The organism is Floridaenema evergladense BLCC-F167 (assembly GCF_041929205.2).
GTDB classification, from domain to species: Bacteria; Cyanobacteriota; Cyanobacteriia; order Cyanobacteriales; family Aerosakkonemataceae; genus Floridanema; species Floridanema evergladense.
This window is the reverse complement of record NZ_CM171625.1, coordinates 3,678,291-3,703,745: the sequence shown is the minus strand read 5'-3', so window position 1 is coordinate 3,703,745 and position 25,455 is coordinate 3,678,291. Positions and strand designations below refer to the sequence as shown.

General features: G+C 39.4%; 31 protein-coding genes and 1 pseudogene. 16 read left to right on the top strand and 16 right to left on the bottom strand.

The features are described from left to right. Window positions 1-3: 3 nt before the first annotated feature. The 5 genes and pseudogenes from ACE1CA_RS18040 to ACE1CA_RS18020 form a co-directional block, all read right to left on the bottom strand. Window positions 4-180, bottom strand: a complete 177-nt coding sequence (locus ACE1CA_RS18040; RefSeq protein WP_486517428.1) for a hypothetical protein — start codon at window positions 178-180, stop codon at window positions 4-6. A 22-nt stretch (window positions 181-202) separates the two neighbouring features. Continuing rightward, window positions 203-667, bottom strand: a complete 465-nt coding sequence (locus ACE1CA_RS18035; protein WP_413276137.1) for a hypothetical protein — start codon at window positions 665-667, stop codon at window positions 203-205. Window positions 668-965: 298 nt separating this feature from the next. Continuing rightward, the gene (locus tag ACE1CA_RS18030) at window positions 966-2,168 is read right to left on the bottom strand and encodes a Coenzyme F420 hydrogenase/dehydrogenase, beta subunit C-terminal domain (protein ID WP_413276138.1); all 1,203 of its coding nucleotides are present in this window, start codon (window positions 2,166-2,168) and stop codon (window positions 966-968) included. Window positions 2,169-2,223: 55 nt separating this feature from the next. Continuing rightward, window positions 2,224-2,346 (bottom strand): annotated as a pseudogene (locus tag ACE1CA_RS18025) (putative toxin-antitoxin system toxin component, PIN family); the annotation flags it as partial. Window positions 2,347-2,440: 94 nt separating this feature from the next. After that, a complete protein-coding gene (locus ACE1CA_RS18020) occupies window positions 2,441-2,680 on the bottom strand; it encodes a hypothetical protein (protein WP_413276139.1) in 240 nt (79 codons plus the stop codon). Window positions 2,681-2,813: 133 nt separating this feature from the next. Here ACE1CA_RS18020 and ACE1CA_RS18015 point away from each other — a divergent pair, with 133 nt between their 5' ends. Continuing rightward, a complete protein-coding gene (locus ACE1CA_RS18015) occupies window positions 2,814-3,020 on the top strand; it encodes a type II toxin-antitoxin system HicB family antitoxin (RefSeq protein ID WP_413276140.1) in 207 nt (68 codons plus the stop codon). Further along, the gene (locus ACE1CA_RS18010; protein ID WP_413276141.1) at window positions 3,017-3,229 is read left to right on the top strand and encodes a type II toxin-antitoxin system HicA family toxin; all 213 of its coding nucleotides are present in this window, start codon (window positions 3,017-3,019) and stop codon (window positions 3,227-3,229) included. Before ACE1CA_RS18015 ends, ACE1CA_RS18010 begins: the two co-directional genes overlap by 4 nt. Before the next feature lie 46 nt (window positions 3,230-3,275). Here ACE1CA_RS18010 and ACE1CA_RS18005 read toward each other — a convergent pair whose 3' ends face one another. Both ACE1CA_RS18005 and ACE1CA_RS18000 read right to left on the bottom strand, forming a co-directional pair. Continuing rightward, entirely contained in the window at window positions 3,276-3,797 is a 522-nt protein-coding gene (locus tag ACE1CA_RS18005) for a hypothetical protein (protein ID WP_413276142.1), read from the bottom strand. Window positions 3,798-3,803: 6 nt separating this feature from the next. Continuing rightward, window positions 3,804-4,376: a hypothetical protein gene (locus ACE1CA_RS18000; RefSeq protein ID WP_413276143.1), complete on the bottom strand. Its 573-nt coding sequence runs from the start codon at window positions 4,374-4,376 to the stop codon at window positions 3,804-3,806. Between the two features lie 257 nt (window positions 4,377-4,633). Between ACE1CA_RS18000 and ACE1CA_RS17995 the strand changes: the two genes are divergently transcribed. The 3 genes from ACE1CA_RS17995 to ACE1CA_RS17985 all read left to right on the top strand — a co-directional run bounded on the left by ACE1CA_RS17995 (window position 4,634) and on the right by ACE1CA_RS17985 (window position 7,332). Next, window positions 4,634-4,915, top strand: coding sequence for a DUF2281 domain-containing protein (locus ACE1CA_RS17995; protein WP_413276144.1), 282 nt, complete (start codon window positions 4,634-4,636; stop codon window positions 4,913-4,915). After that, window positions 4,915-5,328 carry a type II toxin-antitoxin system VapC family toxin gene (locus tag ACE1CA_RS17990; RefSeq protein ID WP_413276145.1) on the top strand — a complete coding sequence of 138 codons (414 nt, stop codon included), beginning with the start codon at window positions 4,915-4,917 and terminating at the stop codon, window positions 5,326-5,328. Before ACE1CA_RS17995 ends, ACE1CA_RS17990 begins: the two co-directional genes overlap by 1 nt. A 219-nt stretch (window positions 5,329-5,547) precedes the next feature. After that, window positions 5,548-7,332, top strand: coding sequence for a WD40 domain-containing protein (locus tag ACE1CA_RS17985; RefSeq protein ID WP_413276146.1), 1,785 nt, complete (start codon window positions 5,548-5,550; stop codon window positions 7,330-7,332). Window positions 7,333-7,352: 20 nt separating this feature from the next. Here ACE1CA_RS17985 and ACE1CA_RS17980 read toward each other — a convergent pair whose 3' ends face one another. Both ACE1CA_RS17980 and ACE1CA_RS17975 read right to left on the bottom strand, forming a co-directional pair. Beyond that, a complete protein-coding gene (locus ACE1CA_RS17980; RefSeq protein ID WP_413276147.1) occupies window positions 7,353-7,784 on the bottom strand; it encodes an HNH endonuclease in 432 nt (143 codons plus the stop codon). A gap of 5 nt (window positions 7,785-7,789) precedes the next feature. Beyond that, window positions 7,790-8,152, bottom strand: a complete 363-nt coding sequence (locus ACE1CA_RS17975; protein WP_413276148.1) for a hypothetical protein — start codon at window positions 8,150-8,152, stop codon at window positions 7,790-7,792. Window positions 8,153-8,319: 167 nt separating this feature from the next. Here ACE1CA_RS17975 and ACE1CA_RS17970 point away from each other — a divergent pair, with 167 nt between their 5' ends. Together ACE1CA_RS17970 and ACE1CA_RS17965 are read left to right on the top strand one after the other, a co-directional pair. Then, window positions 8,320-9,696 carry a 16S rRNA (cytosine(967)-C(5))-methyltransferase gene (locus ACE1CA_RS17970; RefSeq protein ID WP_413276149.1) on the top strand — a complete coding sequence of 459 codons (1,377 nt, stop codon included), beginning with the start codon at window positions 8,320-8,322 and terminating at the stop codon, window positions 9,694-9,696. Between the two features lie 46 nt (window positions 9,697-9,742). After that, window positions 9,743-10,165, top strand: a complete 423-nt coding sequence (locus tag ACE1CA_RS17965; RefSeq protein WP_413276150.1) for a tellurite resistance TerB family protein — start codon at window positions 9,743-9,745, stop codon at window positions 10,163-10,165. Window positions 10,166-10,275: 110 nt separating this feature from the next. On the opposite strand, the gene psb35 is transcribed toward ACE1CA_RS17965, so the two are convergent. Continuing rightward, entirely contained in the window at window positions 10,276-10,512 is a 237-nt protein-coding gene (gene psb35, locus ACE1CA_RS17960; protein ID WP_459563557.1) for a photosystem II assembly protein Psb35, read from the bottom strand. A 290-nt stretch (window positions 10,513-10,802) separates the two neighbouring features. Continuing rightward, on the bottom strand, window positions 10,803-13,649 hold the full coding sequence (locus tag ACE1CA_RS17955) for a transglycosylase domain-containing protein (RefSeq protein WP_413276152.1): 2,847 nt from the start codon (window positions 13,647-13,649) through the stop codon (window positions 10,803-10,805). 460 nt (window positions 13,650-14,109) lie between these two features. Here ACE1CA_RS17955 and ACE1CA_RS17950 point away from each other — a divergent pair, with 460 nt between their 5' ends. From ACE1CA_RS17950 to ACE1CA_RS17920, 7 genes are all read left to right on the top strand, one after another. Continuing rightward, entirely contained in the window at window positions 14,110-14,529 is a 420-nt protein-coding gene (locus ACE1CA_RS17950) for a hypothetical protein (protein WP_413276153.1), read from the top strand. A 237-nt stretch (window positions 14,530-14,766) separates the two neighbouring features. Beyond that, window positions 14,767-15,021 carry a SemiSWEET transporter gene (locus ACE1CA_RS17945; protein ID WP_413276154.1) on the top strand — a complete coding sequence of 85 codons (255 nt, stop codon included), beginning with the start codon at window positions 14,767-14,769 and terminating at the stop codon, window positions 15,019-15,021. A 27-nt stretch (window positions 15,022-15,048) separates the two neighbouring features. After that, a complete protein-coding gene (locus tag ACE1CA_RS17940; protein ID WP_413276155.1) occupies window positions 15,049-16,680 on the top strand; it encodes a B12-binding domain-containing radical SAM protein in 1,632 nt (543 codons plus the stop codon). A 119-nt stretch (window positions 16,681-16,799) separates the two neighbouring features. Beyond that, window positions 16,800-17,198 carry a hypothetical protein gene (locus ACE1CA_RS17935; protein ID WP_413276156.1) on the top strand — a complete coding sequence of 133 codons (399 nt, stop codon included), beginning with the start codon at window positions 16,800-16,802 and terminating at the stop codon, window positions 17,196-17,198. 63 nt (window positions 17,199-17,261) lie between these two features. Then, a complete protein-coding gene (locus ACE1CA_RS17930) occupies window positions 17,262-17,708 on the top strand; it encodes an SRPBCC family protein (protein ID WP_413276157.1) in 447 nt (148 codons plus the stop codon). Window positions 17,709-17,735: 27 nt separating this feature from the next. Next, window positions 17,736-17,924 carry a CPXCG motif-containing cysteine-rich protein gene (locus ACE1CA_RS17925; RefSeq protein ID WP_413276158.1) on the top strand — a complete coding sequence of 63 codons (189 nt, stop codon included), beginning with the start codon at window positions 17,736-17,738 and terminating at the stop codon, window positions 17,922-17,924. Window positions 17,925-18,245: 321 nt separating this feature from the next. After that, entirely contained in the window at window positions 18,246-18,962 is a 717-nt protein-coding gene (locus tag ACE1CA_RS17920) for a hypothetical protein (RefSeq protein ID WP_413276159.1), read from the top strand. A 241-nt stretch (window positions 18,963-19,203) separates the two neighbouring features. On the opposite strand, the gene ACE1CA_RS17915 is transcribed toward ACE1CA_RS17920, so the two are convergent. From ACE1CA_RS17915 to ACE1CA_RS17895, 5 genes are all read right to left on the bottom strand, one after another. After that, window positions 19,204-19,881 (bottom strand): DUF2834 domain-containing protein, encoded by a 678-nt coding sequence (locus ACE1CA_RS17915; RefSeq protein WP_413276160.1) that lies wholly within the window; start codon window positions 19,879-19,881, stop codon window positions 19,204-19,206. Window positions 19,882-19,926: 45 nt separating this feature from the next. After that, window positions 19,927-20,997: a heat-inducible transcriptional repressor HrcA gene (gene hrcA, locus ACE1CA_RS17910; protein ID WP_413276161.1), complete on the bottom strand. Its 1,071-nt coding sequence runs from the start codon at window positions 20,995-20,997 to the stop codon at window positions 19,927-19,929. A 215-nt stretch (window positions 20,998-21,212) separates the two neighbouring features. After that, window positions 21,213-21,572: a rhodanese-like domain-containing protein gene (locus tag ACE1CA_RS17905; protein WP_413276162.1), complete on the bottom strand. Its 360-nt coding sequence runs from the start codon at window positions 21,570-21,572 to the stop codon at window positions 21,213-21,215. A gap of 36 nt (window positions 21,573-21,608) precedes the next feature. Beyond that, window positions 21,609-23,111: a dolichyl-phosphate-mannose--protein mannosyltransferase gene (locus ACE1CA_RS17900; protein WP_413276163.1), complete on the bottom strand. Its 1,503-nt coding sequence runs from the start codon at window positions 23,109-23,111 to the stop codon at window positions 21,609-21,611. Then, window positions 23,108-24,103, bottom strand: coding sequence for a Gfo/Idh/MocA family protein (locus tag ACE1CA_RS17895; protein ID WP_413276164.1), 996 nt, complete (start codon window positions 24,101-24,103; stop codon window positions 23,108-23,110). Before ACE1CA_RS17895 ends, ACE1CA_RS17900 begins: the two co-directional genes overlap by 4 nt. A 301-nt stretch (window positions 24,104-24,404) precedes the next feature. On the opposite strand from ACE1CA_RS17895, the gene ACE1CA_RS17890 reads away from it, so the two are divergent. After that, window positions 24,405-24,707: a ferredoxin gene (locus ACE1CA_RS17890; protein WP_413276165.1), complete on the top strand. Its 303-nt coding sequence runs from the start codon at window positions 24,405-24,407 to the stop codon at window positions 24,705-24,707. A gap of 343 nt (window positions 24,708-25,050) precedes the next feature. Next, window positions 25,051-25,350 (top strand): ferredoxin, encoded by a 300-nt coding sequence (locus ACE1CA_RS17885; RefSeq protein ID WP_413276166.1) that lies wholly within the window; start codon window positions 25,051-25,053, stop codon window positions 25,348-25,350. The last annotated feature ends 105 nt before the right edge of the window (window positions 25,351-25,455 follow it).

Genomic DNA, 25,455 nt, shown 5'->3' with positions numbered 1-25,455 from the left:
ATCTTAGCGTTCAATGTCACACTTTTGAGTGTGGAGAGCAACACTCTGCTTGGTTGGATTATCACGTAAAGCGAGGGGACTGGGGACTGGGAAAGTTTTGAGTTTTGAGTTTTGAGTTTTGAGTTTTGAGTTAATGATTTTCCTCTTTCTCCCCATCTCCCCATCTCCCCATCTCCCCATCTCCCCATCTCCCCAGTCCCAATTATTCCTTAACGAGTAAAGTATAGTTACCTCTTACACCTTCGTCTTTGGAACCTACCCAAATTTCATATTCGCCAGCTTTCCAATTTTTATCTTCAATACTGCCAATACCGCAACGAATTACACCATTTGGGCCTTTAACGACTAATGTTGTAGAGGTACGACCGCTTCTGAGTTCTAACTTGAGGTGAGAGAAGTCTTTTTGCAAAGTTAATACGTGATCGGGTGTAGCGCTGTTGCTGTATCCGATGCAGAAGTTGTTGTCGCGATCGCGATTGGCGATCGAAAATAAGGAGAAAGAACCTGCGGTGGAACCTGTAGCGATCGCACTTGAGGGTTCAAATCCAGGTGATACATTAATAGCACCATAATTAGCAGTTTGGGCGACTACAGACGAAGCGCAAAGGACTGTTACCCAAGCAAGAAATCTAGCGTGTTTGAAGTGCTTCATTGGTTGCTTTAACATAGTACACCCCCCTTTTGATTTATAGAAATAACCATCTTTCATCTCTAAGCTATTTCAGAGAGCAATGGCTGCTTGCTGACGGCATGACAGTTTAATTTCTGCACGCTTTTTCTTAGCTGGGGAGAGAATTATTTAGCAGTTTAGGCCATAAAAAACCCAGTTATTTTAGATATAAACCGGGTAGTTAAAGACATTTCCAGAAATTAAAGGTGCATTACCTGAAAACCTGGTAGAGACGTTACATATAACGTCTCTACCAGGTTTTTTGGAGATGTCTAAAGACATTTAAGGGGTTTACTTATGATGGGGGCAGCTTGTATTGGTTAACGATCTTTTGGGCATATTCTGGAACATGATCGGCTAATTTTTCAGGGTAATTCCGCTTGACATACAAATAGTTACGAGTAAAGTGAGAGTCAATGGAAAATCGGGCATATTCCAAACCTTTGGGGCCAATTTTTTGTATTACTACACCCATTAATTTTGCTGCCCACATTGGGAGAGTTACGCCTTTATCGTAAGCGGGAATGCTTTGCTGGACGGCGTTGCGTCTGTCCCCAGAAGAGTTTACAGGTTGAGTTTCTATCTGGTCTTTGACTAATTCCAGCATTTCCTGACCTGTATCATTTCTAACTACAATCCACTGCCAACCAAAAGGTGCGCCCATGTATCCGACTACTAAATCTGCCAAGCTATTGACGTAATCAAAACAGGTCATGCAGGAAGGGGCAAAAACGTCTTTCAATTCTTTGGTATTTAAACCGAAGAAGGGGACTGTTTCGATCGATCCATCTTCATGTTTAAAATGTACCCGGAAGTCCTGCATAAATTCGTAATACACCACTGTTTCTGGAGATTTGCTGGTAGTGTCGAGGAATTTTTGTAATCCAGCACGAGTCACATTATCGACGCAGGGAGTACCTAAAACGTAGAGCTTTTCTAAACCTAGTTGTTTTTCGACGGCGCGTAATGCTTGAATTTGGCAACCAACGCCAATTACTAATAGCCGTTTCATGCCAGATTGTTCTATTTGTTCTAGCACAGAAAGGTTGGGGGAAAGTGTGGGTTTGTTGACTTTGGCGGCGAGGATTTCTTCTGGAGTTCGGGCGATAATTGGCATTGGTTGAAAGCGGTCTTCTTTGGTGTTTTGCACGCAGACAACGCCTTCGACCATGCCACGATCGAGCATTTCAATTGCGATCGTACTCACAATTCCCGTCCATTGTGCGCCAGGGATTGGCTGTTTTTTGCGTGCAGCCATCATATCTTGGTGAACGCCAAAATACCAATCATCCTGGTTTTCCAGGTTGCGACTGCGCCCATGAGTTTCTGCTTCTAACTCGGCTATTTGCTGATTAATAAAAGCGCAAGCTTCCTTGACATAATGAATGTAATATGTATCGCACAGCCCGCATTCGCTACAAAGTTCTTTAGCGGGGCGGCGACTGGTTGATTTGAGGGCTTTGGCTTTTTTGTGTTTGGGGGAATCTATTGCGGTCATCTAAATTTATTCTGTTATGCAAAAGATAGCTTTTATTAGAATACTTTAATTCTCATTAAATGAGATTGTCGATTAATCGCTTAAACAAAGACACAGAGATAATTGTTATATTTCCCCAAGATTGTACATCCGTCAAATCTCGATCGCCAGTAATCAAAAAATCAACATTTGCAGCTACAGCACAAGCGAGAAATTTAGCATCCTTTCTATCTGTGGTAAAATTCTATCAACAACTGCCGCAGAAACTAAAACATTAGTATCTATAACAACTCTCATTCTCCCCGCCGATATGCTTCTATTTCTGCCTCAATTTCTGCTTCTGTTAGAGGACGATCTGAGTGTAAAGCCTGAGTTTCTTTTAACAACTCTTGCATTTTTTGGGCTAAAGAAGTTTTTTGATTATTTTCAGCTAAAATAATCACTTCTACTCGCTGTCCTGATTGAAATGGAAGGTCGGATAAAATTACCTGCTTTGGGTCTTTTATGGTGATATATGTTTTGTAAGCATTCATGAAAATTTGCTCCTAGTTAATTACTTCTCTCATGGCTGCAAAATTTTGTTAAGTGCGATCTATAATTCTATCTCTTGGCAGGATCTCTCATTGACAAGTTAACATAGCTTTTATTTACTATGCTTTTAAAGTTATGAATTTTGCGATCGAGATTGAACAAGAGGAAGACGGACGCTGGCTGGCTGAAGTGATTGGGATGCCAGGTGTGCTTGCTTATGGAGAAATACGGGAAGAAGCAGTTGCTAAAGTTCAGGCTTTAGCGTTGCGAGTGTTGGCGGATAAGCTGGAACACGGAGAAGTAATGCCTGATTTGTTGAGTGTTTCTTTTGTAGCAGCATGAGTAAATGGTCTAGCACAAAAGCCAAGCGTGTCTTAGCCGCTTTATTACGTATCGGATGGGAGATTAAACGAGTGTCAGGCTCTCATATTATTTTGTCCCGTCCTGATTGGCCTGATGTAGTGTTTGCCTTTCACGATAGTGAAGAAATAGGGCCTCGTATGCTTGCTCGAATTGCTAAAGTCACAGGTTTAACTCCTGAAGATTTGTAATGATGACTTTAATTTGTATTTATTTAAGCGATCGCATTTCTCTTTTCTACAAAACTTTGCTAAGTGCGATCGTCAACTGTTGTAATTGTAACCGCATTTCATCAATCTTTTGTTCTAAACTTACTATATATTGCGCTTGCTGAACCACTTTTTGTTCTAATTGTGTCACTCGTTCTTCTATAGGAAGTTCATCTCCAGTTCCATTAAAAGCAGCAACAACATTTCTCCAGCTAGGAGAATTCAGCTTGATGTTATATGTTTTCTTTAAATACTGATAAGTTTTAGCACAGCTACCAAATCGATCTTTGAGTGTTGCTTCTGTCCAAAATTCTGCTCCATTGAGTTGGTCTTTATCCAAAATGGTAGAAGCGCTTGGTAAAAGAGGATGGCTAAATACCTCTTCAGTTTCAGCTTTAGCATAAGCATAACCTGTCTTAAGTGCTGCTTCTGCTACACGGAAGGTATTTTTTCCCAGTTCTTCCCCTAGCGTTTGCATTTGGTTAATACCATGTTGCACATCGTCTAGTTTTTGAGTAACTGCTTTCAGCGATTTTGTTAATTTGCCCATCTTGCTCTAGTCGTCTAACAGTTTACGATTGATGTTTTCGGGTGTTTCTTCTGCCCAAGATTCCTCTTGAGCAGATGCAGTTTTATTTTTAAATATCAAATCTTGTATATCAGTATTAAGTAGCCTTTTAGCTGCTGTTAATAAAAGATAAAAACGACGACCGATGGAAAGTACACCCTGCTCTTTATTAACTTCCTCATACACAGACTCAAATTCTTCTAGTAACTGATTTGTTGCGTTCATCTGTTCTTTTAAGCCACCAACTTGCTCATTGAGGCTTTCTCCCCAAACCTTTAACTCTTTCTGAACTGCAACACTATGCGCCAGAGATTTTTGTAATTTTTCTCTCTCAGCATTCACTTTTTCTAGTGCTGTTGTTGTCTGCTTTAGATTATTTTGCAGCTTCACAAGATTAGTTTTAGCCTCGCTTTGTCGTCGGACTAATTGAGCGCGACTATTAGTAAGACTGCGGTATGTAGTGCGAATCTCTTGATAAGCTTTTTCGAGTTCCTCGCGACTCAGATTTTGGATATGCAAAGGAAATTCACTAACGCTTTTGTACTCTTTATAATTAGGCATCTTACTTCCCAGTCCATGTACTATTTATTTTAGATTAAATTTTAATTAAAATTATTACGTTTCTAAGATTTAAAATAAACTGTAAAATTACGGAATTTATAAATTTATGGCTACTTCCCGACTACAGAGGTAATACCCGACAAAACTACTTGAATAATTTCTTGCCTTCTCCAAAATTTAACCATTGACTTTTTATGACTTTTAAGCTAAATAAAAGAGTAAATTTAAAACTTAACAATCCCCTTTAATTTAGTAATATGAATTCTGTAACACCCACACGCCAAGAATTAGCCCAAGCTATTGAAGAACTTCCCTCGGAAGTATTGCCTGAATTAGCAAATTTCATTGAATATTTACAGTTTAAGGTTAGTTCAACTCCTGCTTTAAAAAAAGATGAACCCGAAGAAAGTAATTTTTTAATGAGTATAGCTGGTCTAGGAGAGTCTGACGAAACAGATTTATCCGAAAGAGATGAGGAAATTTTAAAGTCAGAATTTGATCCAATTCGAGGCTTTTCTCATCAAGGAGACAAGCAGTAATGACGGCTATTGTAGATACAAGTTTTTTATTGGCAACGGTTAATAGTAAAGATAAAAATTATCGTTCGGTAATCGATGTTATTAGTAATTTAAAGGAACAATTAGTTTTACCGATGACGGTTTTACCAGAAATTAGTTATTTAATTGCTTCTCGCTTAGGACATCATAAGATGAGACAATTTTTAGCTGAATTAGTCAAAAGTAATGTAATTATTGAAGGAATTACTAAACCAGATTTAGAAAGAGTAACGCAGATTTTAAACCAATATTCTGACAGTGAATTAGATTTTGTGGATGCAACAATTATAGCTATAGCTGAAAGAATGAATGTGACAAAAATCCTTACACTAGATCGACGTGATTTCTCAATGGTTCGCCCACAACATTGTACTTATTTTGAAATACTACCTTAGAAAAAGCGATCGCACCTTTCCTCCTCTTTCTTCGTGCCCTTCGTGTCTATGCGCTACGCGCAAGCTACGCTAACGTGGTTCAAATAACTCCCTCTTTCTCTGTGTTCTCTGCGTCTCTGCGGTTCCTAAAAAAAATAATTTCCGTAATTATTCTGAAGCAATAATAAATTATCTTTGCTTAATCTAGGATTGACCAAGTAAGTTTGAGAGCAAAAACAAGTGTCGGACAACTTAACAAAAGGTGCAACGTTTATTTCTACTGGAACTTTTACAGGTGCAGCTGTTTCTACAACTTTTGGCAACATGGGATTAGTCGGAGGTTTTGGCGGAATTGGTATTGGTATGGCACCAGTTGCGGCGGCGGGAGGAGTTGTTGGTGCTGCTGCTTATGGCGCTTTTCAAGCAATAGGAGAAGGTGATGCAATTGCTTTTGGTGCAATAGGAATTGGTGCGGTTTGTGGGGTTGGTTTTTATTCTGCTGTTGGGGGAATGGGATTAAGTGTTGGCGGAACAGCATTTGGTATTGGAATGGGAACAATGGCGGCTGCGGGAGGTGTAATTGGACTTGCTTTTTATGGGATTGCTAAGTTAATTGATAAGTCTGGAAGTGGGGAAAGTGCTGCACAAGCTTTCGCCAGAATGGAAGAAAAAGTTTTGTATATGGAAGCTTATACTCAGGCGCTTTATGAATTAGAATTAATGTCATTGGAGAGCGGTTTAGCTGATTTTATTTGGAAACAAAAGTTGGCGCATCTTGAGGTTGAGGAAGAATTCCAAGCACTCAAGGCTAAACTACATTCTAAAAATCGTGCTTACTGCAATTTTTCCACAGCGAACTTACATAAACAACCTTTTAAGCCGTTTATAAGTAAAGGGAAAATAGTATCGGTGAAAGCTCAAACTTCTCCTACTTGGGAATGTGTAAAAACTCTTAGGGGAGAGGTTGGCGCAATTAATTCGATCGCTATTAGTCCTGATGGTCAAATTATTGCTACTGCAAGCGATGACAAAACAGTTAGTCTTTGGAATTTGCAGAAAGGAAAACAGATTTTCAGCTTTTGTGGTTTTGCAAAAGAAGTTTTCTCGGTGGCAATTAGTCCTGATGGAGAAATGCTAGTTAGTGGTGATTTTGAAAATAAAGTAACTCGCTGGAATCTTCCAAAAAAACAGCTTATTGGTACTTGTTTTTATTCAAATTCTCCTTATAGTCATTTAGGTTTCGTTTACTCCGTTGATTTTAGTCCTAATGGAAATATTTTTGCTAGTGCAAGTGCTGATAAAACTATTAAAATTTGGGGTCGGTTTACTGGAGATTTAAAATATACTTTAAATGGTCATTCTGAGGCGGTTTTTTGTTTGGCTTTTAGTCCAGATGGCAAGTTTTTGATTAGTGGCAGTATTGATAAAACTATTAGGATTTGGGATTTAAGTACTAGACGAGTTATTCGGGTTTTACAAGGTCATTCTGGGTGGGTAAGTGCGATCGCCCTCTCCCCCGACAACAATACTATAATTAGCGGTAGCACCGACACAACTATTAAATTGTGGAATCTGCACACCGGAGAGTTAATTTCTACTTTAGACGGACACTCAACAGCAATTTTTTCTATCGCTATTCATCCAGATAAAGAAACTTTTGCCACTGCAAGCACCAAAGAAATCAAACTGTGGAATTTAAAAACCGGAAAACTTTTACAAACTCTTTCTGGACGCTATCCAGTAGCTTTTACTCCTGATGGAACAACTTTAATTAGTGGTAGCAAATACAAAGAAATTCAAATTTGGCAACAGTCATTTAATCAAAGCGAAACTACATCAGAAATATTACTTTCAGGCGAATGGTGGGAGGTTTTAGGAGTAGCGAAAAATGCTCAACCAAAAGAAGTTAAAATAGCTTATCATCGCCTAGCCAGAAAATATCATCCTGATATTAATAACTCTGTTACTGCGAAAGCAAATATGCAAGCGATCGCCACAGCATACCAAAATTTTAGAAGCAAATGAGTGCGATCGCTATCCACTTTTCACTCTTTTGGAGGATGCCAACCCGCAATTACCCAATAACTCCGAACTTCTAAAACATCGGGATCTTCACTTAATTTTAGTGCTGCAACTGTCGCCCGACCAGTCAGTGTTTTTCCTATAATACGAATACTATCTTCAGCCCACTGGAAATGCTCAGACCAAACTTGAGTACGCGGGTTAAAAAGATTTACTTTCTCACCACTTTCTGGGTCAACCGCAGTAATTTTATCGCTTTTATAGCGATTGCAAATTGGACAGGCTAACCATAAATTAGATTCATCATTGCTGCCACCTTTAGAGACGGGGATAATATGTTCTATCTCCAAACGTGCCATAACCAAATGCTGGGGACTCAAACAGTAACCACAGCGATTTCTAGCAGCAGTACGAACGCGACGTTCTATTTCTACAGGGATGTAAATGCGAGACATTACTATTAATTAATAGCAGGTTTCAATCCACGTTCAACAGCTACCTTAAAAGCCTGGGCTTTCCGCAATAAACCATGTCGATAGACTTTCATTAATTCATCTAGTTGTTTAAATTCTGTATCATTAAGTTGCGCTTCTCTGTTACCTGCTAAAAGCTCACTTAAAGTTTCTTGCTGCTCAGGTTCCATTTGCAGTTCGCAGAGAGCCAAAATCTGTTCATCTGGTAGGGCATCTACAGGTAATTCGCTAATAGCACGATCGATCCACTCTACCAACAGATCTTCAAGTCTCCGATGTGTAAGAGCAGCGATTTCTTTGGCTTTTTTTGCTAAGGATTCAGATAGTTCAAGTGTAACAATTTCCGCCATTTTCTTTATTTCCACATCCCGCATAACATATTTTATATCATTACTCAAGTATAAAGTAGCGATCGCCCCTCTCTTCCTCTTCCTTTGCGTCCTTTGTGGTTCAAAAAATTAACCCTCTTGCATCCCAACAAGATATCCTTAAAAAAGAACCCCATTAACTTGCCAGCATGAACTCCCAAAACGCTAGACAACTGGCATTTCTCACCCTACGAGATATTCACAAAGGCGCTTATGCAGATGTCGCCTTAGATCGCTTTCTGCGTGCATCAAACCTTAACGATATCAACCGAAAATTTGCCACCGAATTAGTTTATGGTAGCGTCAGAAGACAGCGAACTCTTGATGCAATTATTGACCAATTAGGCAAAAAGAAAGCTCATCAACAACCAACCGATCTCCGCACCATTTTACACTTAGGTTTATATCAATTAAGATATCTTACCAACGTTCCCGTTTCAGCTGCTATTAATACTACTGTTGAACTGGCAAAAGAAAATAAATTTGCTGGACTTAGTGGGGTTGTAAATGCTTTGTTGCGCCAGTACGCTTCGCGAAGCGATCCCTTCGGGAATCGCATCTCCACCCTTAACCAAGACCCATTAATTTTACCAGAAAACCCGATTGAAAGATTAGGAATTTTCTACAGTTTTCCTGATTGGATAATTCAATTATGGTTAGAACAATGGGGAGAAACAGAAACCGAACAATTGTGTGATTGGATGAATCAAACTCCGGCGATCGATCTCAGAATTAACCCTTTAAAAACTACCATTGAAGAAGTAGAAACAAGCTTAAAATCAGCAGATATTTTACTTAGAAAAATTCCCCATCTTCCCCAAGCTTTAAGATTAATTAGCAGTACTGGCGCAATTCAAAATTTACCCGGTTTTAAAGAAGGTTGGTGGACTGTACAAGATAGTAGCGCCCAAATGGTAACACATCTTTTAGATCCGCAGCCGGGAGAAGTAATAATTGATGCTTGTGCCGCACCTGGAGGAAAGACGACACATATTGTAGAATTAATGAAGGATGAAGGTAAAGTTTGGGCTTGCGATCGCACTCCCTCCCGCTTAAAAAAACTGCAAGAAAACGCGCAAAGATTGAATTTAAAATCAATTGAAATTTGCACAGGCGATAGTCGCAACTTTCCCCAATTTACCAATGTAGCCGATCGAGTTTTACTTGATGTACCTTGTTCTGGTTTAGGAACTTTGCACCGTCACGCCGATGCACGTTGGCGACAAACTCCCGAAAATATTAAAGAATTAGCAATTTTGCAAAGAGAATTGTTAGATAGTGCCTCTAAATATGTTAAAATAGGAGGGATTTTGGTTTATTCTACCTGCACTTTGCATCCTTTAGAAAACCAACAGGCGATCGAAGATTTTCTCACCACTCATGCAAATTGGCAAATTGAGTTACCTGCTGCTAATTCACCAGTATCCTCTTTCGTTGCACCAGAGGGGTGGATTAAAGTTTTACCACACCGAGAACAGATGGACGGATTTTTTATGGTACGTTTGCGATCGACACCTGTTATTTAGCCGCCAATTCTTGATAATCTAAATAAATAAAATGAAGGAAAAAACAATGGTTTCAGATTCAGATGTCAAAACTCTCTTTAAGATTCTCGTCGGTGTAGCATGGATTGATGGTCAAGTTCAACCAGAAGAACGAGAATATTTACACCGACTGGCGAAAGAAAAGGGTGTAGAGAACGATCCAGAAATTTATCCCTGGCTCTATGAATTCCGCGCAGTACCGTCGGCTGAATGTTATAAATGGATAGAAGAGTATTTAGGCGATCGCCCTTCTTCCGAGAAATGCCAAAATTTAATTGAAGCAATCAGCGCTTTGATTTACAGTGATAGCAATGTCACCACTGAAGAAGCCCAACTGATTAACACTATTCAACAATTAGATCCAGCAAATAACCCACAACAGTCAATTCAAAATAATGTTTTGGGCGCAATTCAAAAACTTTACAAAAATTGGTTGTCCAAACAAAATTAGCGATCGCATCACCCAATTTACAGATTAAGATTTCAGATTTAGCCAGGAATTCTTTCACCAATTAGCAATCTGAAATCTCCAATCTGAAAATATTAGCAGTTCTTGATTAATTAACCTTGCGGAGTACCAATACCAGGAGTTTCTTCTTTTTTCACTTCGGGAACAACTGAGGGACGTTCTTTATCTTCCCAGCCTACTGGACGCTTTGAATTATACCAAGCAATTGAGCCGATCGTCACAGCAGCAATAAATCCCACCACATAAACTAAAATAGCAGACACAGGAAAATGTGGGGCATTAGCTGCATTATTAGCTGCACTAGTTGCAGCTTCCATAAGTAGACTCATCTTCTAACAACTCCTTAAATTTTCACCTAATCTAAAGTATAAAGAATTAAACAAAATAATCATCCTCCAGAAGTTCGAGGCTAAAAGGCAGAGGTAACTTTTGGGACAAGGGGACAAGGGGACTCTTGGGAAATTATTTAACTCAGAACTCCGATCGAGATTTAAGGATTTGCAAGATTTCTTGATTAATTAAAATGAAAATCCCGAAATCTTGTAAATCTGTAAATCCCGATCGGAGTTCTTGATTAATCCTGCTCATCATGTAAATCCATAAATCCTGATCCAGTCCCTTATCTAATTTGGTGAGTATTTAGCTCAAAACTAGGTGAAGGTGCGGGTGCAGGTGCGGGTGCGGGTGCTGCCTGCTGAGTAGTTTGCCTGGAGCGAGGTCTAGAAGCTCGAGAGCCACTAGAATTGTTGTAGGTTCTACGAGAGCGTCGAGGTTGGTAGGCTGCCGTACTGTTGGACTGTTCGACATTCCTGCGTCTCCGACGTACAGGCTGTTGTGTTTCAGAACTGCTATTGTCAGATTGGTAAGAGCGACGACGGGAACGATAGCTGGTAGTAGTGGTACTACTTGAACCACTACTACCAGCCGTGCTTTGAGTATACCGACGACGACGGGGACGGTAGGTGGCTTGGCTGGAGTTAGAATCGTCATTGCTTTGAGTATACCGACGACGACGGGGACGGGGTGTATCTTCGGTTTTACTACTAGAAGAATTAGAGGCAACCGTAGTGTCCTGACGACGACGGGAACGGAAAACTGTGGGCGTACTACTGCTACTGCTGGTTGTATCTGTGCTGACTTGTCTTCGGGACTTGGACTTACTTTCTTGTTCCCTGTTGCTATCCTCTTTTGTATTGGCGATGTCCGTATCCCGAATATTCAAGATTTTTTTCGGTTTGATTGGTTGGAGAGCTACTATACCCTTGCGACCTTCCAGTTTAGGACGTTCAGGGAATTTCTCGATCGGGATATCTTGCACCGCTTTCACCATGAATTTATTCCAAGTGCGGGCTGCGGTAGCACTAGTTCCCCAAGTTGGCGAGTTATCATCGTTTCCTAGCCAAACTCCTGTGACTAACTGGGGAATGTAACCGACAAACCAAAGGTCGCGGGCTTGATCGGAAGTACCTGTTTTGCCTGCAACTTCGCGATCGAACAACTGTGCCGGACGACCTGTACCATCATTAACCACATCTTCCAGCATCCAACTCATAATCGCAGATGTTTCTTCATCCAAAGCTTTTTCCATCTGTGGCTTGGCTTCAAAAACCACTTTACCCTGTTTGTTAATTACCCGCCGAATTCCGTAAACTGGAGAGTGCATCCCTTTAGCCGCAAAAGTGCCATAAGCGGAAGTCAATTCTAAAAGATTAACTTCCGAAGCACCCAAAGCCAGGGAATAAGTAGGCTTAAGTTCTGACTTGATGCCCATTTTGTGGGCAATGTCAATTACAGGTTGAAATCCTGTATTCATTAACACTTTTACAGCCACTGTGTTAATTGATGAAGTGAGGGCATCTCGCATTGAGATCCAACCGCGATGGTCATCGTTATAGTTTTTCGGCGCGTAACCATCTACCTCAAAAGGCGCATCCAAGTAACCCCGATAGGGAGAGATGCCCCCTGCGATCGCCGTAGTATATAAAAATCCTTTAAATGTTGACCCAGGTTGGCGTTGAGCTTGGGTAACGCGATTAAATTGAGTATTGTCAAAATCTGTTCCCCCTACCATTGCTTTAACTTCACCATTGCGGGGGTCGATAGCGACTAAGGCTGCTTGTTGAAAGCCTTGTGCTTTTCCGTTTTCGCTGATTACTCGATCGACCACTTCCTCGGCTACTTTTTGCCACTGAGGATTGAGGCTAGTTTCTACGATTAGACCACCTGCTTCGATCGCATCTTGCGGCACATACTTCGGTAATTCCTGTTGCACGTAGGAAGTAAAATAAGCCGCTTCTGTGGACAGTCGTTTTGGTGCCGCTGGCTTCAGCGCTAAAGGTTCAGCCGCAGCAGCTTTTGCTTGGTCTTTAGTGATATGACCTGCATCAGCCATGCGGCTTAACACGATATTACGTCTTTCTAAAGCTAGTTTAGGATTGGCTAAAGGAGAAAAAGTTGAAGGTGCAGGTGTCACTCCCACGATCGTCGCTATCTCTGGCAAATTCAAATCATTAATCGATTTGCTGAAATAAACCCAAGCCGCATCAGCCACTCCATAAGCGCCTTCACCCAAATAAACTAAATTTAAATAGCGCTCCAGAATCTTTTCTTTCTTCATCTCTTTCTCAATCTTCTGCGCCAGCATCACTTCCTGAACCTTCCGAGAAATGCTGCGTTCTTGATTGAGAAACACAATTCTTGCCAACTGTTGCGTAATGGTACTACCACCTTCCACCACATTTCTCGCACTGATATTGGACACAATAGCCCGTCCCACACCTTGCCAATCTACTCCCCGATGTTGGTAAAAACGGCGGTCTTCCGAAGCAATAAAGGCTTGTACCAATTGTGGCGGCATTTGCTCCAAAGGCAGTTTCTCTCTGGTAGCTGGGCCGATCTGTTGCAGAATTTTGCCATCTTCTGCTTTAATCGTCAGAGTTCCATCGCGGACAAAAGTTAGAACATCATTAGGCGAAGGCAAGTTGCGCTCCAACGTCCACCAAGTAACTCCTATAGCCACTGCGCCACCACTTAATGTAACCGCTGTTCCTGTAATAATCCAGAATTTTTTTGTCCGATACACTGGATTATTGCGGTTTAACCAAGATAAATTCAGAACAGATTCAGGAATATGTAGTTTAGTCGCAATTTCTCTAGTAGTCCGCTCCAACTTACTCAGCAGATTGTTACTACCCTTTTCCCACTCTTGAGTCCCTTTTTCCTCCGCAGCTATTTCTGCTTCCGCCGCCGCCCCCCAACTCCCCAATTCTTCTAAACTGGTCATTTCATTAGGTTCGAGCGGTTCTGAGGAAGTTTCCGGGGAAATTGCAGAATCATCCTTTGTCACCTCTTGATAGGTGGTAGTTTGCTCAATTTCTGTTTCTCTGCTAAAGGTCTGTTCCGGTTCTGATTCAGAACCACTGAACTTGGTCGAAATTTCTTGCAGGTTGGGAATAAATTTGGTCACGATACTGCCTCACACACGACTTAGGCCGAATTTAAACTAATTCGTTTTATTTTCTGTTTATTTATTGAATTTGCGCCCCATACCTCTCCGTACTAGACCATCGGGAATCAGAGCGAGTCACTATATGAGTTAAAATTTTAGCTCATCTCTTCACTTTAAACACTCTTTAGGTTAATTCAGTCTTTGCTTGTGGTCAATTAGCCTACAACCAAATGATAAGCCGATTTTGTTTACTCGTAAGTTCCGATACCTAATCATCGCATGGGTTTGACGATCGGTGTCAGAATCACGATACTTTGCGATCGCGTTGACAGGAATTAGCCAAGCCGAATATTCTATATCTTGCTGCTTTTATCAAGATAATTACAGAGTAGTTTGTCTTGTCAATTTCCACATACCATATTTAAAATCAAAATCTGGTAGGCGAAAGAATACTCATAATTCAAGGAGTTCTCTGAGGATGAACGTTAAAACATTAGCCGCTATTATCGGTACTGCTTCAATGCTAGTTAGTTGTGAATTTAATTTGTGGGGGCCAAGCATTAGCGAAGTGTCAGTCTGCGAAAAGCCCAATCCTTCAGAAGGTTGCGAGAAAAATCAAAATACTTTTCAACCCACCACTCCCCGAATATTTGCTACAGCCAAATTAGATAATGCTGTAGAAGGAACAAAAGTGAAAGTACTGTGGCGCTTAACTCAAAGCCCAACAGCCAAAAATGTTCGGATCTATGAAAAAGAATTTACAACCAAATTAGATCAAAGCCAAATCACCACTGCTTTAGCTCCAGCAAAAACTTGGATACCTGGAACTTATGAAGTTTCCTTCTCATTATCAGAAGATCAATCTAAGCGGGAAACGCAAAAGTTTCAAGTTAAATAATTGAAACTCTTTAATTACTACAAAAAGGCAGAAGGCAGAAAGAAAAAAGATTTGTACAATAATCTTTTTACTTGTTTTTAACTGTATTGTTATTTCTGTCGCTCTGCGCTGGGAAAATTAAATAAATCCTTATGTATCCCAACTTTCTAAGGCTAAAAAAGCTACTTGGATTGTGGGATATTGTTATATTGAAACAGAAACTTTATTTCTCCCTTTTCCCCTAAATCGGGTGCATTCATGAAAAACATTGACCTTTTGGGATTTATTGCTGCCACTTTAACTACAATTGCTTTTGTACCGCAGTTGATAAAAACTTGGCAAACAAAGTCAGCAGGAGATGTTTCTTTCTTAATGTTACTGACCTTTTGTACGGGAGTATTTTTATGGTTACTGTACGGTATTTTCATCCAATCTTGGCCTGTTATTGCGGCTAATTTCCTCACCTTAATTTTTAACCTGCTAATTCTATCGCTTAAGATCAGATATGAGTAAGAATTATTCTGTTGAAATTGATTGCTTGTGAACTCCAATATATTTGCTGCTGAACGGTTGCTATTTACAAAAGCAACACCAAACACTGATGCTATTCCCACTATCTTTGCTTTTCCTAATGAGTATACGGTGGGAATAACTAGCCTTGGCTACCAAATTGTCTGGGCAACTTTGGCAATGCGTTCTGATTTAGAAGTCAACCGATTATTTACTGATATTCACGAACAATTACCCAGAAATCTTGAATTAGTTGGGTTTTCTGTGTCTTGGGAACTTGATTATATTAATATCCTAAATTTACTAGAATTTTTGGAAATTCCCTTGCGTTCATCTAGACGTACTGATTCACATCCGCTAATATTTGGTGGTGGCACTGTTTTAACTGCTAATCCAGAACCTTTTGCTGATTTTTTCGATGTAATCTTGTTAGGAGATGGGGAAAATCTTCTGGATAATTTTATTGATGCTTACCAAGAAGTTCGTCATGCCGATCGATCAACTAAGCTGGAAAAATTAGCCCAAGTTCCAGGGGTTTATGTTCCTAGTTTATATGAAGTTACCTATCGAGATGCTACAGGTTTAATTAAATCAATTCAACCAATTAATGATAAAATTCCTGCCAAAATTGAAAAGCAAACTTATCGGGGAAATACGTTATCTGCTTCTACTGTAGTTACAGAAAAAGCAGCTTGGGAAAATATTTATATGGTGGAAGTTGTCCGCAGTTGTCCTGAAATGTGCCGCTTTTGTTTAGCGAGTTATTTAACTTTGCCTTTTCGTACTGCGAGTTTAGAAGGTTCTTTAATTCCGGCAATTGAGAAAGGTTTAGAAGTAACTGATAGATTAGGATTGCTTGGCGCGTCGGTAACTCAGCATCCAGAGTTTGAAATTTTGTTGGATTATTTAGCAAAACCAAAGTATGATAATGTGCGGTTAAGTATTGCTTCAGTGCGAACCAATACGGTGACGGAAAAGTTGGCGGAAATATTAGCAAAAAGGGATACTCGATCGCTCACCATAGCGGTTGAAAGTGGTTCGGAAAAATTGCGGGAAATTATTAATAAAAAATTGCAAAATGACGAAATCATCCAAGCAGCTATTAATGCGAAAGCTGGTGGTTTAAAAGGAATAAAACTTTATGGCATGGTGGGTGTTCCAGGGGAAGAGGTTGCTGATTTAGATGCAACTGTATCGATGATGCGAGAAATTAAAAAAGCTGCACCTGGATTAAGATTAACTTTAGGTTGTAGCACTTTTGTTCCGAAAGCACACACACCTTTTCAATGGTTTGGGGTGAATAAACAAGCAGAAAAAAGATTGAAGTATTTAGAGAAAAATTTAAAAGCGCAAGGGATAGAATTTCGTCCAGAGAGTTATAATTGGTCGGTAATTCAAGCTTTGATTTCTAGGGGCGATCGCAGACTCTCCCATCTGTTAGAATTAACTCGTGATTATGGCGACTCCTTGGGTAGTTATCGTCGCGCTTTTAAAGAATTGCGGGGAAAATTACCCGAATTAGATTATTATGTTCATGGTAACTGGGATTTAGAGCAAGTGTTGCCTTGGAGTCACTTACAAGGGCCATTGCCAGTAGCAACATTGCAAAAACATCGTAGCATGGCGATCGCCAATTTTCCTCAAACAAAAGTTGAAACTTAATCCTTAACTTTTCAAAGAAATATTAAGAATAATAGGCAACAGCAGAATTAGAAGAGTAGTCTAGTAGTCATCTAAAAGTGTTGAATTTTACTCTTAATCTAATAAGGAGAAAATAATCTATGCCATCTATAAAATTCTTCCGACAAATCTGTATAGGTTTTAGTACATCTTTGTGCTTATTACCAATCTTAGAAATAGCTAAAATTAATCCAGTTCAAGCTAACAGCATAGAAATTGCCCAAGCAGCTTCTGTTTGCGAAAATAGCGGAGGTAGTCAGTTTGTAAGTGCAGAAACTAAAAGTTATTTAGTTTATATTTGTGGTGGTGACAATCCAAATACTTATGTTGGCATGGCAAAAAATGGAGGAAATAGTATTTCTTTACCTTTGCAAACTTATACTAGAGACAGATTTGTAGCGGTTAATGGTGATACCCGTTATACTCTGACTCGGACTGAATTAATAGTTACCCAAAAAGGGCGAGTTATTGCCAGAGAAAGGGCACAATGGAAACGATAATTCATCGTTTGTCCCTACCATTTATGAATTATCCATTGTTCTCTTGACTGATAAAATACTCTCATGCTGCACTTTAAGTACTCCTCATTGATTGATGCACCAGTGGAAGTTGTCTGGAACTTTCACGAAAGATTAGACATTTTACAAATTCTGACTCCCCCTTGGCAACCTGTGGAAATAGTTCGTCGAGAGGGGGGTTTAGATGTGGGTGCAATTACCGAATTTCGCATTTCGATCGGCACATTTCCTGTAAAATGGGTAGCAAGGCATATTGAATGCGAAAAAAATCGTTTCTTTACTGATAGACAAATCAGTGGACCGATGGAAAGTTGGGTACATCGACATTTATTTACAGAAGAAAACGGGAAAACCAGACTCACAGATCAAATAGATTACGAATTGCCAGGTGGATTAATGGCAGAATTACTTTTAGAATGGTGGGTAAAAGCGCGACTAATTGATATGTTTCGTTATCGCCATGAAGTAACGAAACGGGAATGTGAAAAGTAAGTAATTATTTAAAAGATTACAATAAAAATGCAAACAACGGCGGAATATTTTTGTGCTTACTGTGGCGAACCAAACTTAACATTTGTTGATTTGAGTGCAGGTGGACAACAGACATATACTGAAGATTGCCAAGTTTGTTGTCGCCCTAATGTGTTATATATACGAGTAGATGAAGAAACTTTGGATATAGAAATTGATACTGAGTATGAAGGTTAAAAATTTATTGCCCTCTTTTTGGAATTTAATGATACCAAAGTGTATTCACAAGCAATCAAGGATTGGGGAAAATTTAGGAGAGAGAAAGGGAAAAGGGAAATTACCCAATCTTAGAAGGCATCCTTTCTAGGTGCCATTTTCCCTTTTCTTAATCAGCTGTTAGTTATTGCTGAATTAGATTGGATACCTAAGAAAATTTTCAGTAAATTTACGGAAATGGTTTTGGGGAATTTGAATATATAGATTAGTGAGCAATAGCTCATCAATAATTTTTGCAAAATAATCACAAACTCATCCCGAAATTAAGGTAGATTTGAAATTATGCAACTTAAATTAAACAACTCTAAAGTGTTAAAATTAGCTTTGGCGAGTGCAACCACATTGTTGTTTTTAGCTCCGACTTTAGGCGTTAAAGCACTCAGTAATTCCGAGCAAAACGGAACCAAAATTAGAGACTCTTTCTTAGTAGCACAGGCAAATTGTCCGACTCGTCGTTCTACAGTCGATCGCACTTTTGAAACTCCAAATTATTACGTGACAATTTGTTCTGGAGATGCGCGGAATTCTTTAGGTTATTATGTTGGGGCGGCGAAAGATGGTAGCGGTGGAATTACCGTTCCTTTGACACGCAGAAGCGGCGATCGATACATTGCAGCTAACGGAAACACAATTTATGCCATCACTCCTTATGAATTGAGAGTAAGTCAAAATGGGAGAACAATTCTCAATGAAAGAATCTTGGCTGCTAGTGGTGATGACACTGTTGTAACTAGAGGTTGTCGGAACAGAGAAAGCACTTTTGTCACAGCAGAAACAGCAAGTTATGTAATCTCAATTTGTGGTGGCAATTTTCCCGGAACATACATTGGTGAGTCAAAAAATGGTAGTGGGAGAATTAGATTGCCTTTGCAAAGATATGAACGCGATCGCTACGTTGCTGTTAATGGCAACACCCGTTATATCCTGACTCCAAATGAACTGAGAGTTACCCAAAATGGTCAAACTATTCTCAGAGAAACTATTCGGAACTGGAATTAAAGTTTAATCAAACAACACTCTAAAATTAAAAACCCGGTTTCTTGAAGAAACCGGGTTTTTACTCAAAGTGAGAGACTGGGAAGATTACGTCTATCTTTGGTCAGTTGTGTCGATCGCCTGCTGATAAAATTTTTCTAGGGTGGTGATGCAGGTTCGATCGCTATGTTTCGTAATTATTCTGATAAAAATAAGCATCGTCAAAATAAAGATTAGCTTGATTTAGATCTTTTTTGAAATCACTTTAAACTGTAGAATCGAGAACTTTTGTCGATGATTTTTCCTGGTTTTCTAACAGGGTAGGACGCAAACAAAGATAGGCAAGAGGGCCAAACAAAGGCAGGAAAGAAACCGCCCAAAAAATAGCCAAATTACTCATACCTCGCCTTGCCATATCATCTCCCAAAAGTGCGGGGAATAACAAACAAAGCAGACAAAAATCTAAACTCATCACATGAATAAAACGGCTAGTTTGCCACTGTTGAATATAATTTTGCCAATCTCCAGCTATTAAACCAAAAGCAATTAAACCTACAGTAATCAAACTAAGCAAAATTGCTGTCCACCGAGAATCTAATACTTTCAAAAAATTATCTTTGCTGCCAGTAAATTCGGGATTTGGTTCTCGTAAAGCTAAATAAGGCAACAGAGAAAATGCACCTACACCTAAAGAAGCAGTAGCAAAAGGCCAAGCTTTTACCTTTTGTCCTCTGCCATCAAAAAAGAGTAAGCAGCTGTATATCATCGGCCAAACGCCCATAATATAAAACACTGCTATAATCAAAGGATTAATTCCGGCGAATTGACCAATGGAAAGATTTTTAATTAACTCAAAAGTGCCTGGTTGTTGGGGTGGTGCTAAGAAAGAAGCATAACCAATAAACCCTAACCAAATTAACCAAAAACTAATTTTTCTAATCACAATTCCCCTTCTTTTTTCTCTGTGCTTAGAGTAGTTCAAAAAATACTAACTTAACGCTTCTGATAAATAATCTGCTGCTGCTTCTACGACTGCGATCGCATTTTCATACAACATTCTTGTCGGGCCTAAAACACCCACACTTCCCACCGGAACTGAACCATGACAATAATTAGCAGAAATTAGCGTACAAGTACGAATTGGTTCTAATTGATTTTCCGATCCAATTCTCACTGTGACACGCTTTCCAGAATTTTCTGATTCCTTAGTTGCAAAAATTAAAGGCCAAAGTTGGTCTTGTTCTTCTTCCAACAAGTGCATTAACATTTTTACTTGTTGTAACTCCGAAAATTCTGGTTGACGCAATACTTCAGATACGCCACGAATTAAAATTTGGGTAACAGCTGGTGGTTTTGTACGCCGTTTTACTTCCGTGAGTAAATCGCGTAAAAAGTCAGCATATTGTTGAAATTGTCGGTCTAATTGTGTCCAGTCTAATGTAGCTAATTCGGAAAGAGATCGGCCTCTAATTTGCGAATTCAAAAAGTTAGAAAGAATTTGTAATTCGCGATCGATCGCCTCGGCATCTGGTTGATAATTTTCCCTTTGTGGTAACTCCATCAACACCGATTGAGTTTCATAACTATCCGTCACCACAATTAACATTACTCTTCCCGGATCGACCTGCACTAATTGTAAATATCTCACTAAATTTCTGCGTGATTGAGGTAATGTAATTAAAGTAATATAACCGCTAAGAGTGGCAAGAATTTGCGCTGCACCTTGTAACAACGCCTCAAAACTCCAATCATCCCGATTCAATTTATCTTGGAGTACTTGTTCTACCTGTCGCGCCACCGCCTCATCAGGCGTAATCAGTCGATCTACGTAAATTCTATAACCAGAATCAGAAGGAACTCTACCCGCAGAAGTATAAGGTTGATAGAGTAATCCTACCTTTTCCAAAACACCCATTGCATTACGGATAGTTGCTGGGCTAACACTGAGATTATACTCTTCTACTAAAGCTTTCGATCCTACTGGCTCCGCAGTTGCTATATAATGACGAACTGTTGCCCAAAGGATATGCTGTTGTCGGTTAGTTAAATGGATTTGCATAGTTTATTTGAGCAAAAGAGCAATTTAATTTGATTTACAAAAAAAAGCCGCGATTTAAACCATATTTTATTTAATATAACTCGGTTTTAGGTTAATTGTAGTTTTTTTTAGCTGCTAAAATTTCTCAAATAGTGCGGCAGAACTATACTGTTAAAAACAGGTAACAAAGGTTTGGATAAACCTTCTTTACTTCGCCTTCTGCCTGCTGGTAGTTTTTAATATCGAGGGACTTTGCGATCGACTGCTATTGAATAGGCATCAATCCCACCCACAATATTTTTCACATTAGTAAAACCTTGACTAATTAACCATTGGCACATTTGCGCCGATCGAACTCCATGATGACAAAGAACCAGAGTTTCTGCATCTGGATTAAGGCGGTTTTTAATATCTTCTGACCATAAGTTAAATTGACTTAAGGGGAAGTTTTGAAAACCTGCTAAATTGGCGATCGCTATTTCCTGCGGTTCTCGCACATCCACAAGTTGTAATCCCTCTGGAGAATTTGCCAAATAATTAGCTAATTCGTCTACACTAATTTGTCCCGATGATTGATGAGAAGATTGTTCTGGCATGATAGCACCTCAAATTAACTTAACACTAACTTTAAATCATATCCAACTATTTAACCAGATCCGCAGTTGATATTGTGGTAATGACAGAGGTAAACCTAAAAAGATTGGCAAGCAAAATACAAAAGCTGCCAAAATTAGAAAAATTACCGTTACACCCATGATTCTCAAGCGAAGTTGGTAACTTTGCAACCAGCGATCGACCAACCACGCCAAACCCAAAAAAGCAAATACCGCCGCACTCATATAAAGATAAATAAAAGTACAGCGTGTCACTTTTATCCAAGGTAAAAAATGTGCCGACCAATTAACTACCACATAAGTAACTAACCACATTTCCCTATTTTGAGGAAAGTAATCATAATCATTAATTGGCAAAATTCCCCGATTAAACGCAGTTTTACACCAAATCCAAACTCGTTTCACTAACAAACTAATTAACAGCAAAATCGCCAAAGTAGAGAACCACCATAAAACCGGATTTCCCATTCCATAAACAGTGTAAGTAGCCTCTTTAATTCCCGGAGGCAAAGGCGGTAAAGCAGCAGCTTTAGCACTAGTAGCTGACTTTTCAAAAAGATAAACAACTGGACGAATTACTAAAGGCCAAGTATACCAACTAGAACAATAAGGATGCACTTTTGGCCCACTTTTCATATTTTGGTGAAATCCCATCATCTGTTGATGAACTTTCACAAAATTAGTATCTTGATTAATCTCTAAATGGGGAATCCATGTCAAAGCATAAACTATAGCTGGAATTACTGCTAAAAAAAATACGATTTGTAAAAAGTTAATTTCAGTAAGATTTTGTAAAATACTGTCTTTAACAGACTTTCCTATAAATCGCTGACTAGACACTTGGGGCGAATTTTCAGCCCGATTTTTGCAGAAAAGTTGTAAAAAATTAGCCAACAACCATAAAATATAAATTCCTAACAAAAATCCTAATCCATTCCACTTAACCGCTGTCGATGCACCTAAAGCAATCCCGCTAAATAATAACCAAATTTGCCGATTTTTCCCCCGATTAGCTAAAGCTATTAACAAGAATAACTGACCTAAAAGGCCAAACATTACTAAATAAATATTAATCAGTGCATAGCGAGATTCTACTAAAAATAAACCATCCACAGTCATAAATAAACTAGCAATTAAAGTATAGCTGCGTCGGTTACTTAAGAGGTAAGCTATTCCTCCCACAACTAAGGGAAAGAAAGACCCTGTGAAAGCATTCATCCAACGATAAACCCAAGGATAAATTTCTGTACCAGATATATCTAAATCTTTGCCTAAAATGTGACTACCTAGCCACATTCCCACAGCGATCATATATTTTCCTAAAGGAGGATGAGCATCAAAAAGTGGTTGATTAGTCAAATAATTATTGGCATATTTCACATAATAAATTTCATCAAATACTAGCATATTGAATCTGCCAAGTCCCCAAAAATGTAGGGCGAATGACAAACCCATGATTGCTAAAATTCCGAAACTAAACCAAGGCAGAGATAACTGAGAATTTTGTTTAGCCAGTTTCATAAGATTTCGATTATTTTTCCGGTTTCTGACGATCGACGCACCCCATCAGCTACTTTTAAAGTGTACAAACTAACATCTGGTGTTACATATAAAGCTGTGCCTTCAGTTAAACAATCTAATACCATTTTGGTTTCTTTGGCAAATAAGCCACGACGACTACCAACATTTATAGAAGTTTTTTCTTCTCCTTGAATTAGATAACCTTCATCGCCATTAAACATTAAACAACCGTTTTCGCCGTAAACTTCAAAAGGACGACTAGCTTGGGAAAAAACTTCGCCTTTACCATATACTACTTCGGCAATTAACCCGCTGGTAAAGCGTAATTTGGCGGTGCAAAGACAGGCGGTGTAATATTCAGAATCATTTTCCCAGAAGCGACTTTCACAACTAACAGTTGCTACTTTACCGAATAAATCAATTAATCTGTGCAGTCGTGACAAAGCGCCAACGAAAGGAAAACCAAACTGAGTATGATGGTAAGTCCACTTACGTGGTGCGGGTTTTTGCGGATTAATGGTAGTATAACGGGCGTAGAATGGCGTACCGATCGCGTCTAGATTTTCCCGTAATGCTTGGTGCAATCCTCCGAGTAGTTCAATATGTTCGACGTGCAATAGTTTGTTAACATTGGCAGCTAAAGAGATTAGTTCTTCTGCTTCCCAAGGATGGAGAGAGAGGGGGTATTCTACAACTACGTGCTTGCCAGCACAAAGAGCAGCATGAGCGATCGCACCATGCTCACTATTAATAGTAGAGACTATCACTAAATCCACATCAGGACGCTGAATCAGTTGTTGCCAGCCTAACACCGCCTCTGCTTGGTAAGTTTGAGCAAAAGACTCAGTTCTTTCTGGCGTATTACCAGCCACCGCTACCAACTGGGTGCGAGGATCGGATAGCAGAGTTTCGGCTCTCAGTTTAGCAGCATAACCCGTACCGACTAAACCTACCCTCAGAGGTACTGTAACAGAATGGGCAGAAGCACTCATCTTTCAAGACTTAGGACTTAAGTTAGTACAACATGGCAATCTGGTCTAGCATACAAGGAAATTGGCAGAAAAACAGATAGTAAAACCGAAGTTGCCACTTTCTGCAATAAGTATAAGTAATCAGGATAAGATTAGCAGATTTAATTACGAATCCCATTCACTCAAAGTGCTAATTCGCTATCAAAATTCTTGACTTTTCACGTAGTATCAAGAAGGTGATGGAAATCCGAGCGCAGAACCTAGCTAGGACTGCTTAAGGAAAACTTATACTGCCGTTGAGAATACTTGAGAGGATTGATACATGGCAACTACTTACAAGGTTACTTTAGTTAACGAAGCCGAGAATATAAATCAAACCATTGAATGTGACGATGATACTTATATCCTTGACGCAGCAGAAGAAGCTGGTCTTGATTTACCCTATTCTTGTCGCGCAGGCGCTTGCTCTACTTGTGCTGGCAAAATTACCGCTGGTACAGTTGACCAATCCGACCAGTCCTTCCTAGATGACGACCAGATTGAAGCAGGCTATGTTCTCACCTGTGTAGCCTATCCCGCTTCTGACTGTACGATTATAACTCACCAAGAAGAAGAACTGTACTAAATACGGAGAATCCCAGAGGTTATATCGATTCTTTCTAAATTTGGCTACATTGTCTCTATTCAGAGCAACTGCAACATCAGCTATCTATAGCCAACTCAAAGAGAAACGATATAACCTCAAATTTATTGCTTTCTGCAATAAGTATAAGTAATCAGGATAAGATTAGCAGATTTAATTACGAATCCCATTTACTCAAAGTGCTAATTCGCTATCAAAATTCTTGAGTTTTCACGTAGTATCAAGAAGGTGAAAGAGTCCGATCGCATAACCTAGCAAATTCATCCTGCTAGGACTGCTTAAGGAAAACGTATACCGCCGTTTAGAATAGTGAGAGGATTGATATATGGCAACTTACAAGGTTACGTTAATTAACGAAGCCGAAGGTTTAAATACAACAATTGAAGTACCCGAAGATGAATATATCCTTGACATTGCGGAAGAAAAAGGACTTGACCTACCCTACTCTTGTCGTGCAGGCGCTTGCTCTACTTGTGCTGGCAAAATTATCAGTGGTACAGTTGACCAATCCGACCAGTCTTTCTTAGATGATGACCAGATTGAAGCAGGGTATGTTCTCACCTGTGTAGCTTATCCCAAATCGGATTGTACGATCGAAACCCACAAAGAAGAAGATATCTACTAAATTCAGTGAATTCCAGTAGTTAGTTATCAGCTTTCTGATGGCTAACTACTGCTGCTAAATTTATGATTTCAATAGTAGTTCCAAAATCCAAAATCTAAAATTGGA

Excerpts from the sequence above, each read along its gene's own strand:
- ACE1CA_RS18040 (WP_486517428.1), bottom strand. The coding sequence starts at position 180 with ATGGGGAGATGGGGAGATGGGGAGATGGGGAGAAAGAGGAAAATCATT.
- ACE1CA_RS18035 (WP_413276137.1), bottom strand. The coding sequence starts at position 667 with ATGTTAAAGCAACCAATGAAGCACTTCAAACACGCTAGATTTCTTGCT.
- ACE1CA_RS18030 (WP_413276138.1), bottom strand. The coding sequence starts at position 2,168 with ATGACCGCAATAGATTCCCCCAAACACAAAAAAGCCAAAGCCCTCAAA.
- ACE1CA_RS18020 (WP_413276139.1), bottom strand. The coding sequence starts at position 2,680 with ATGAATGCTTACAAAACATATATCACCATAAAAGACCCAAAGCAGGTA.
- ACE1CA_RS18015 (WP_413276140.1), top strand. The coding sequence starts at position 2,814 with ATGAATTTTGCGATCGAGATTGAACAAGAGGAAGACGGACGCTGGCTG.
- ACE1CA_RS18010 (WP_413276141.1), top strand. The coding sequence starts at position 3,017 with ATGAGTAAATGGTCTAGCACAAAAGCCAAGCGTGTCTTAGCCGCTTTA.
- ACE1CA_RS18005 (WP_413276142.1), bottom strand. The coding sequence starts at position 3,797 with ATGGGCAAATTAACAAAATCGCTGAAAGCAGTTACTCAAAAACTAGAC.
- ACE1CA_RS18000 (WP_413276143.1), bottom strand. The coding sequence starts at position 4,376 with ATGCCTAATTATAAAGAGTACAAAAGCGTTAGTGAATTTCCTTTGCAT.
- ACE1CA_RS17995 (WP_413276144.1), top strand. The coding sequence starts at position 4,634 with ATGAATTCTGTAACACCCACACGCCAAGAATTAGCCCAAGCTATTGAA.
- ACE1CA_RS17990 (WP_413276145.1), top strand. The coding sequence starts at position 4,915 with ATGACGGCTATTGTAGATACAAGTTTTTTATTGGCAACGGTTAATAGT.
- ACE1CA_RS17980 (WP_413276147.1), bottom strand. The coding sequence starts at position 7,784 with ATGTCTCGCATTTACATCCCTGTAGAAATAGAACGTCGCGTTCGTACT.
- ACE1CA_RS17975 (WP_413276148.1), bottom strand. The coding sequence starts at position 8,152 with ATGGCGGAAATTGTTACACTTGAACTATCTGAATCCTTAGCAAAAAAA.
- ACE1CA_RS17970 (WP_413276149.1), top strand. The coding sequence starts at position 8,320 with ATGAACTCCCAAAACGCTAGACAACTGGCATTTCTCACCCTACGAGAT.
- ACE1CA_RS17965 (WP_413276150.1), top strand. The coding sequence starts at position 9,743 with ATGGTTTCAGATTCAGATGTCAAAACTCTCTTTAAGATTCTCGTCGGT.
- psb35 (WP_459563557.1), bottom strand. The coding sequence starts at position 10,512 with ATGAGTCTACTTATGGAAGCTGCAACTAGTGCAGCTAATAATGCAGCT.
- ACE1CA_RS17950 (WP_413276153.1), top strand. The coding sequence starts at position 14,110 with ATGAACGTTAAAACATTAGCCGCTATTATCGGTACTGCTTCAATGCTA.
- ACE1CA_RS17945 (WP_413276154.1), top strand. The coding sequence starts at position 14,767 with ATGAAAAACATTGACCTTTTGGGATTTATTGCTGCCACTTTAACTACA.
- ACE1CA_RS17935 (WP_413276156.1), top strand. The coding sequence starts at position 16,800 with ATGCCATCTATAAAATTCTTCCGACAAATCTGTATAGGTTTTAGTACA.
- ACE1CA_RS17930 (WP_413276157.1), top strand. The coding sequence starts at position 17,262 with ATGCTGCACTTTAAGTACTCCTCATTGATTGATGCACCAGTGGAAGTT.
- ACE1CA_RS17925 (WP_413276158.1), top strand. The coding sequence starts at position 17,736 with ATGCAAACAACGGCGGAATATTTTTGTGCTTACTGTGGCGAACCAAAC.
- ACE1CA_RS17920 (WP_413276159.1), top strand. The coding sequence starts at position 18,246 with ATGCAACTTAAATTAAACAACTCTAAAGTGTTAAAATTAGCTTTGGCG.
- hrcA (WP_413276161.1), bottom strand. The coding sequence starts at position 20,997 with ATGCAAATCCATTTAACTAACCGACAACAGCATATCCTTTGGGCAACA.
- ACE1CA_RS17905 (WP_413276162.1), bottom strand. The coding sequence starts at position 21,572 with ATGCCAGAACAATCTTCTCATCAATCATCGGGACAAATTAGTGTAGAC.
- ACE1CA_RS17900 (WP_413276163.1), bottom strand. The coding sequence starts at position 23,111 with ATGAAACTGGCTAAACAAAATTCTCAGTTATCTCTGCCTTGGTTTAGT.
- ACE1CA_RS17895 (WP_413276164.1), bottom strand. The coding sequence starts at position 24,103 with ATGAGTGCTTCTGCCCATTCTGTTACAGTACCTCTGAGGGTAGGTTTA.
- ACE1CA_RS17890 (WP_413276165.1), top strand. The coding sequence starts at position 24,405 with ATGGCAACTACTTACAAGGTTACTTTAGTTAACGAAGCCGAGAATATA.
- ACE1CA_RS17885 (WP_413276166.1), top strand. The coding sequence starts at position 25,051 with ATGGCAACTTACAAGGTTACGTTAATTAACGAAGCCGAAGGTTTAAAT.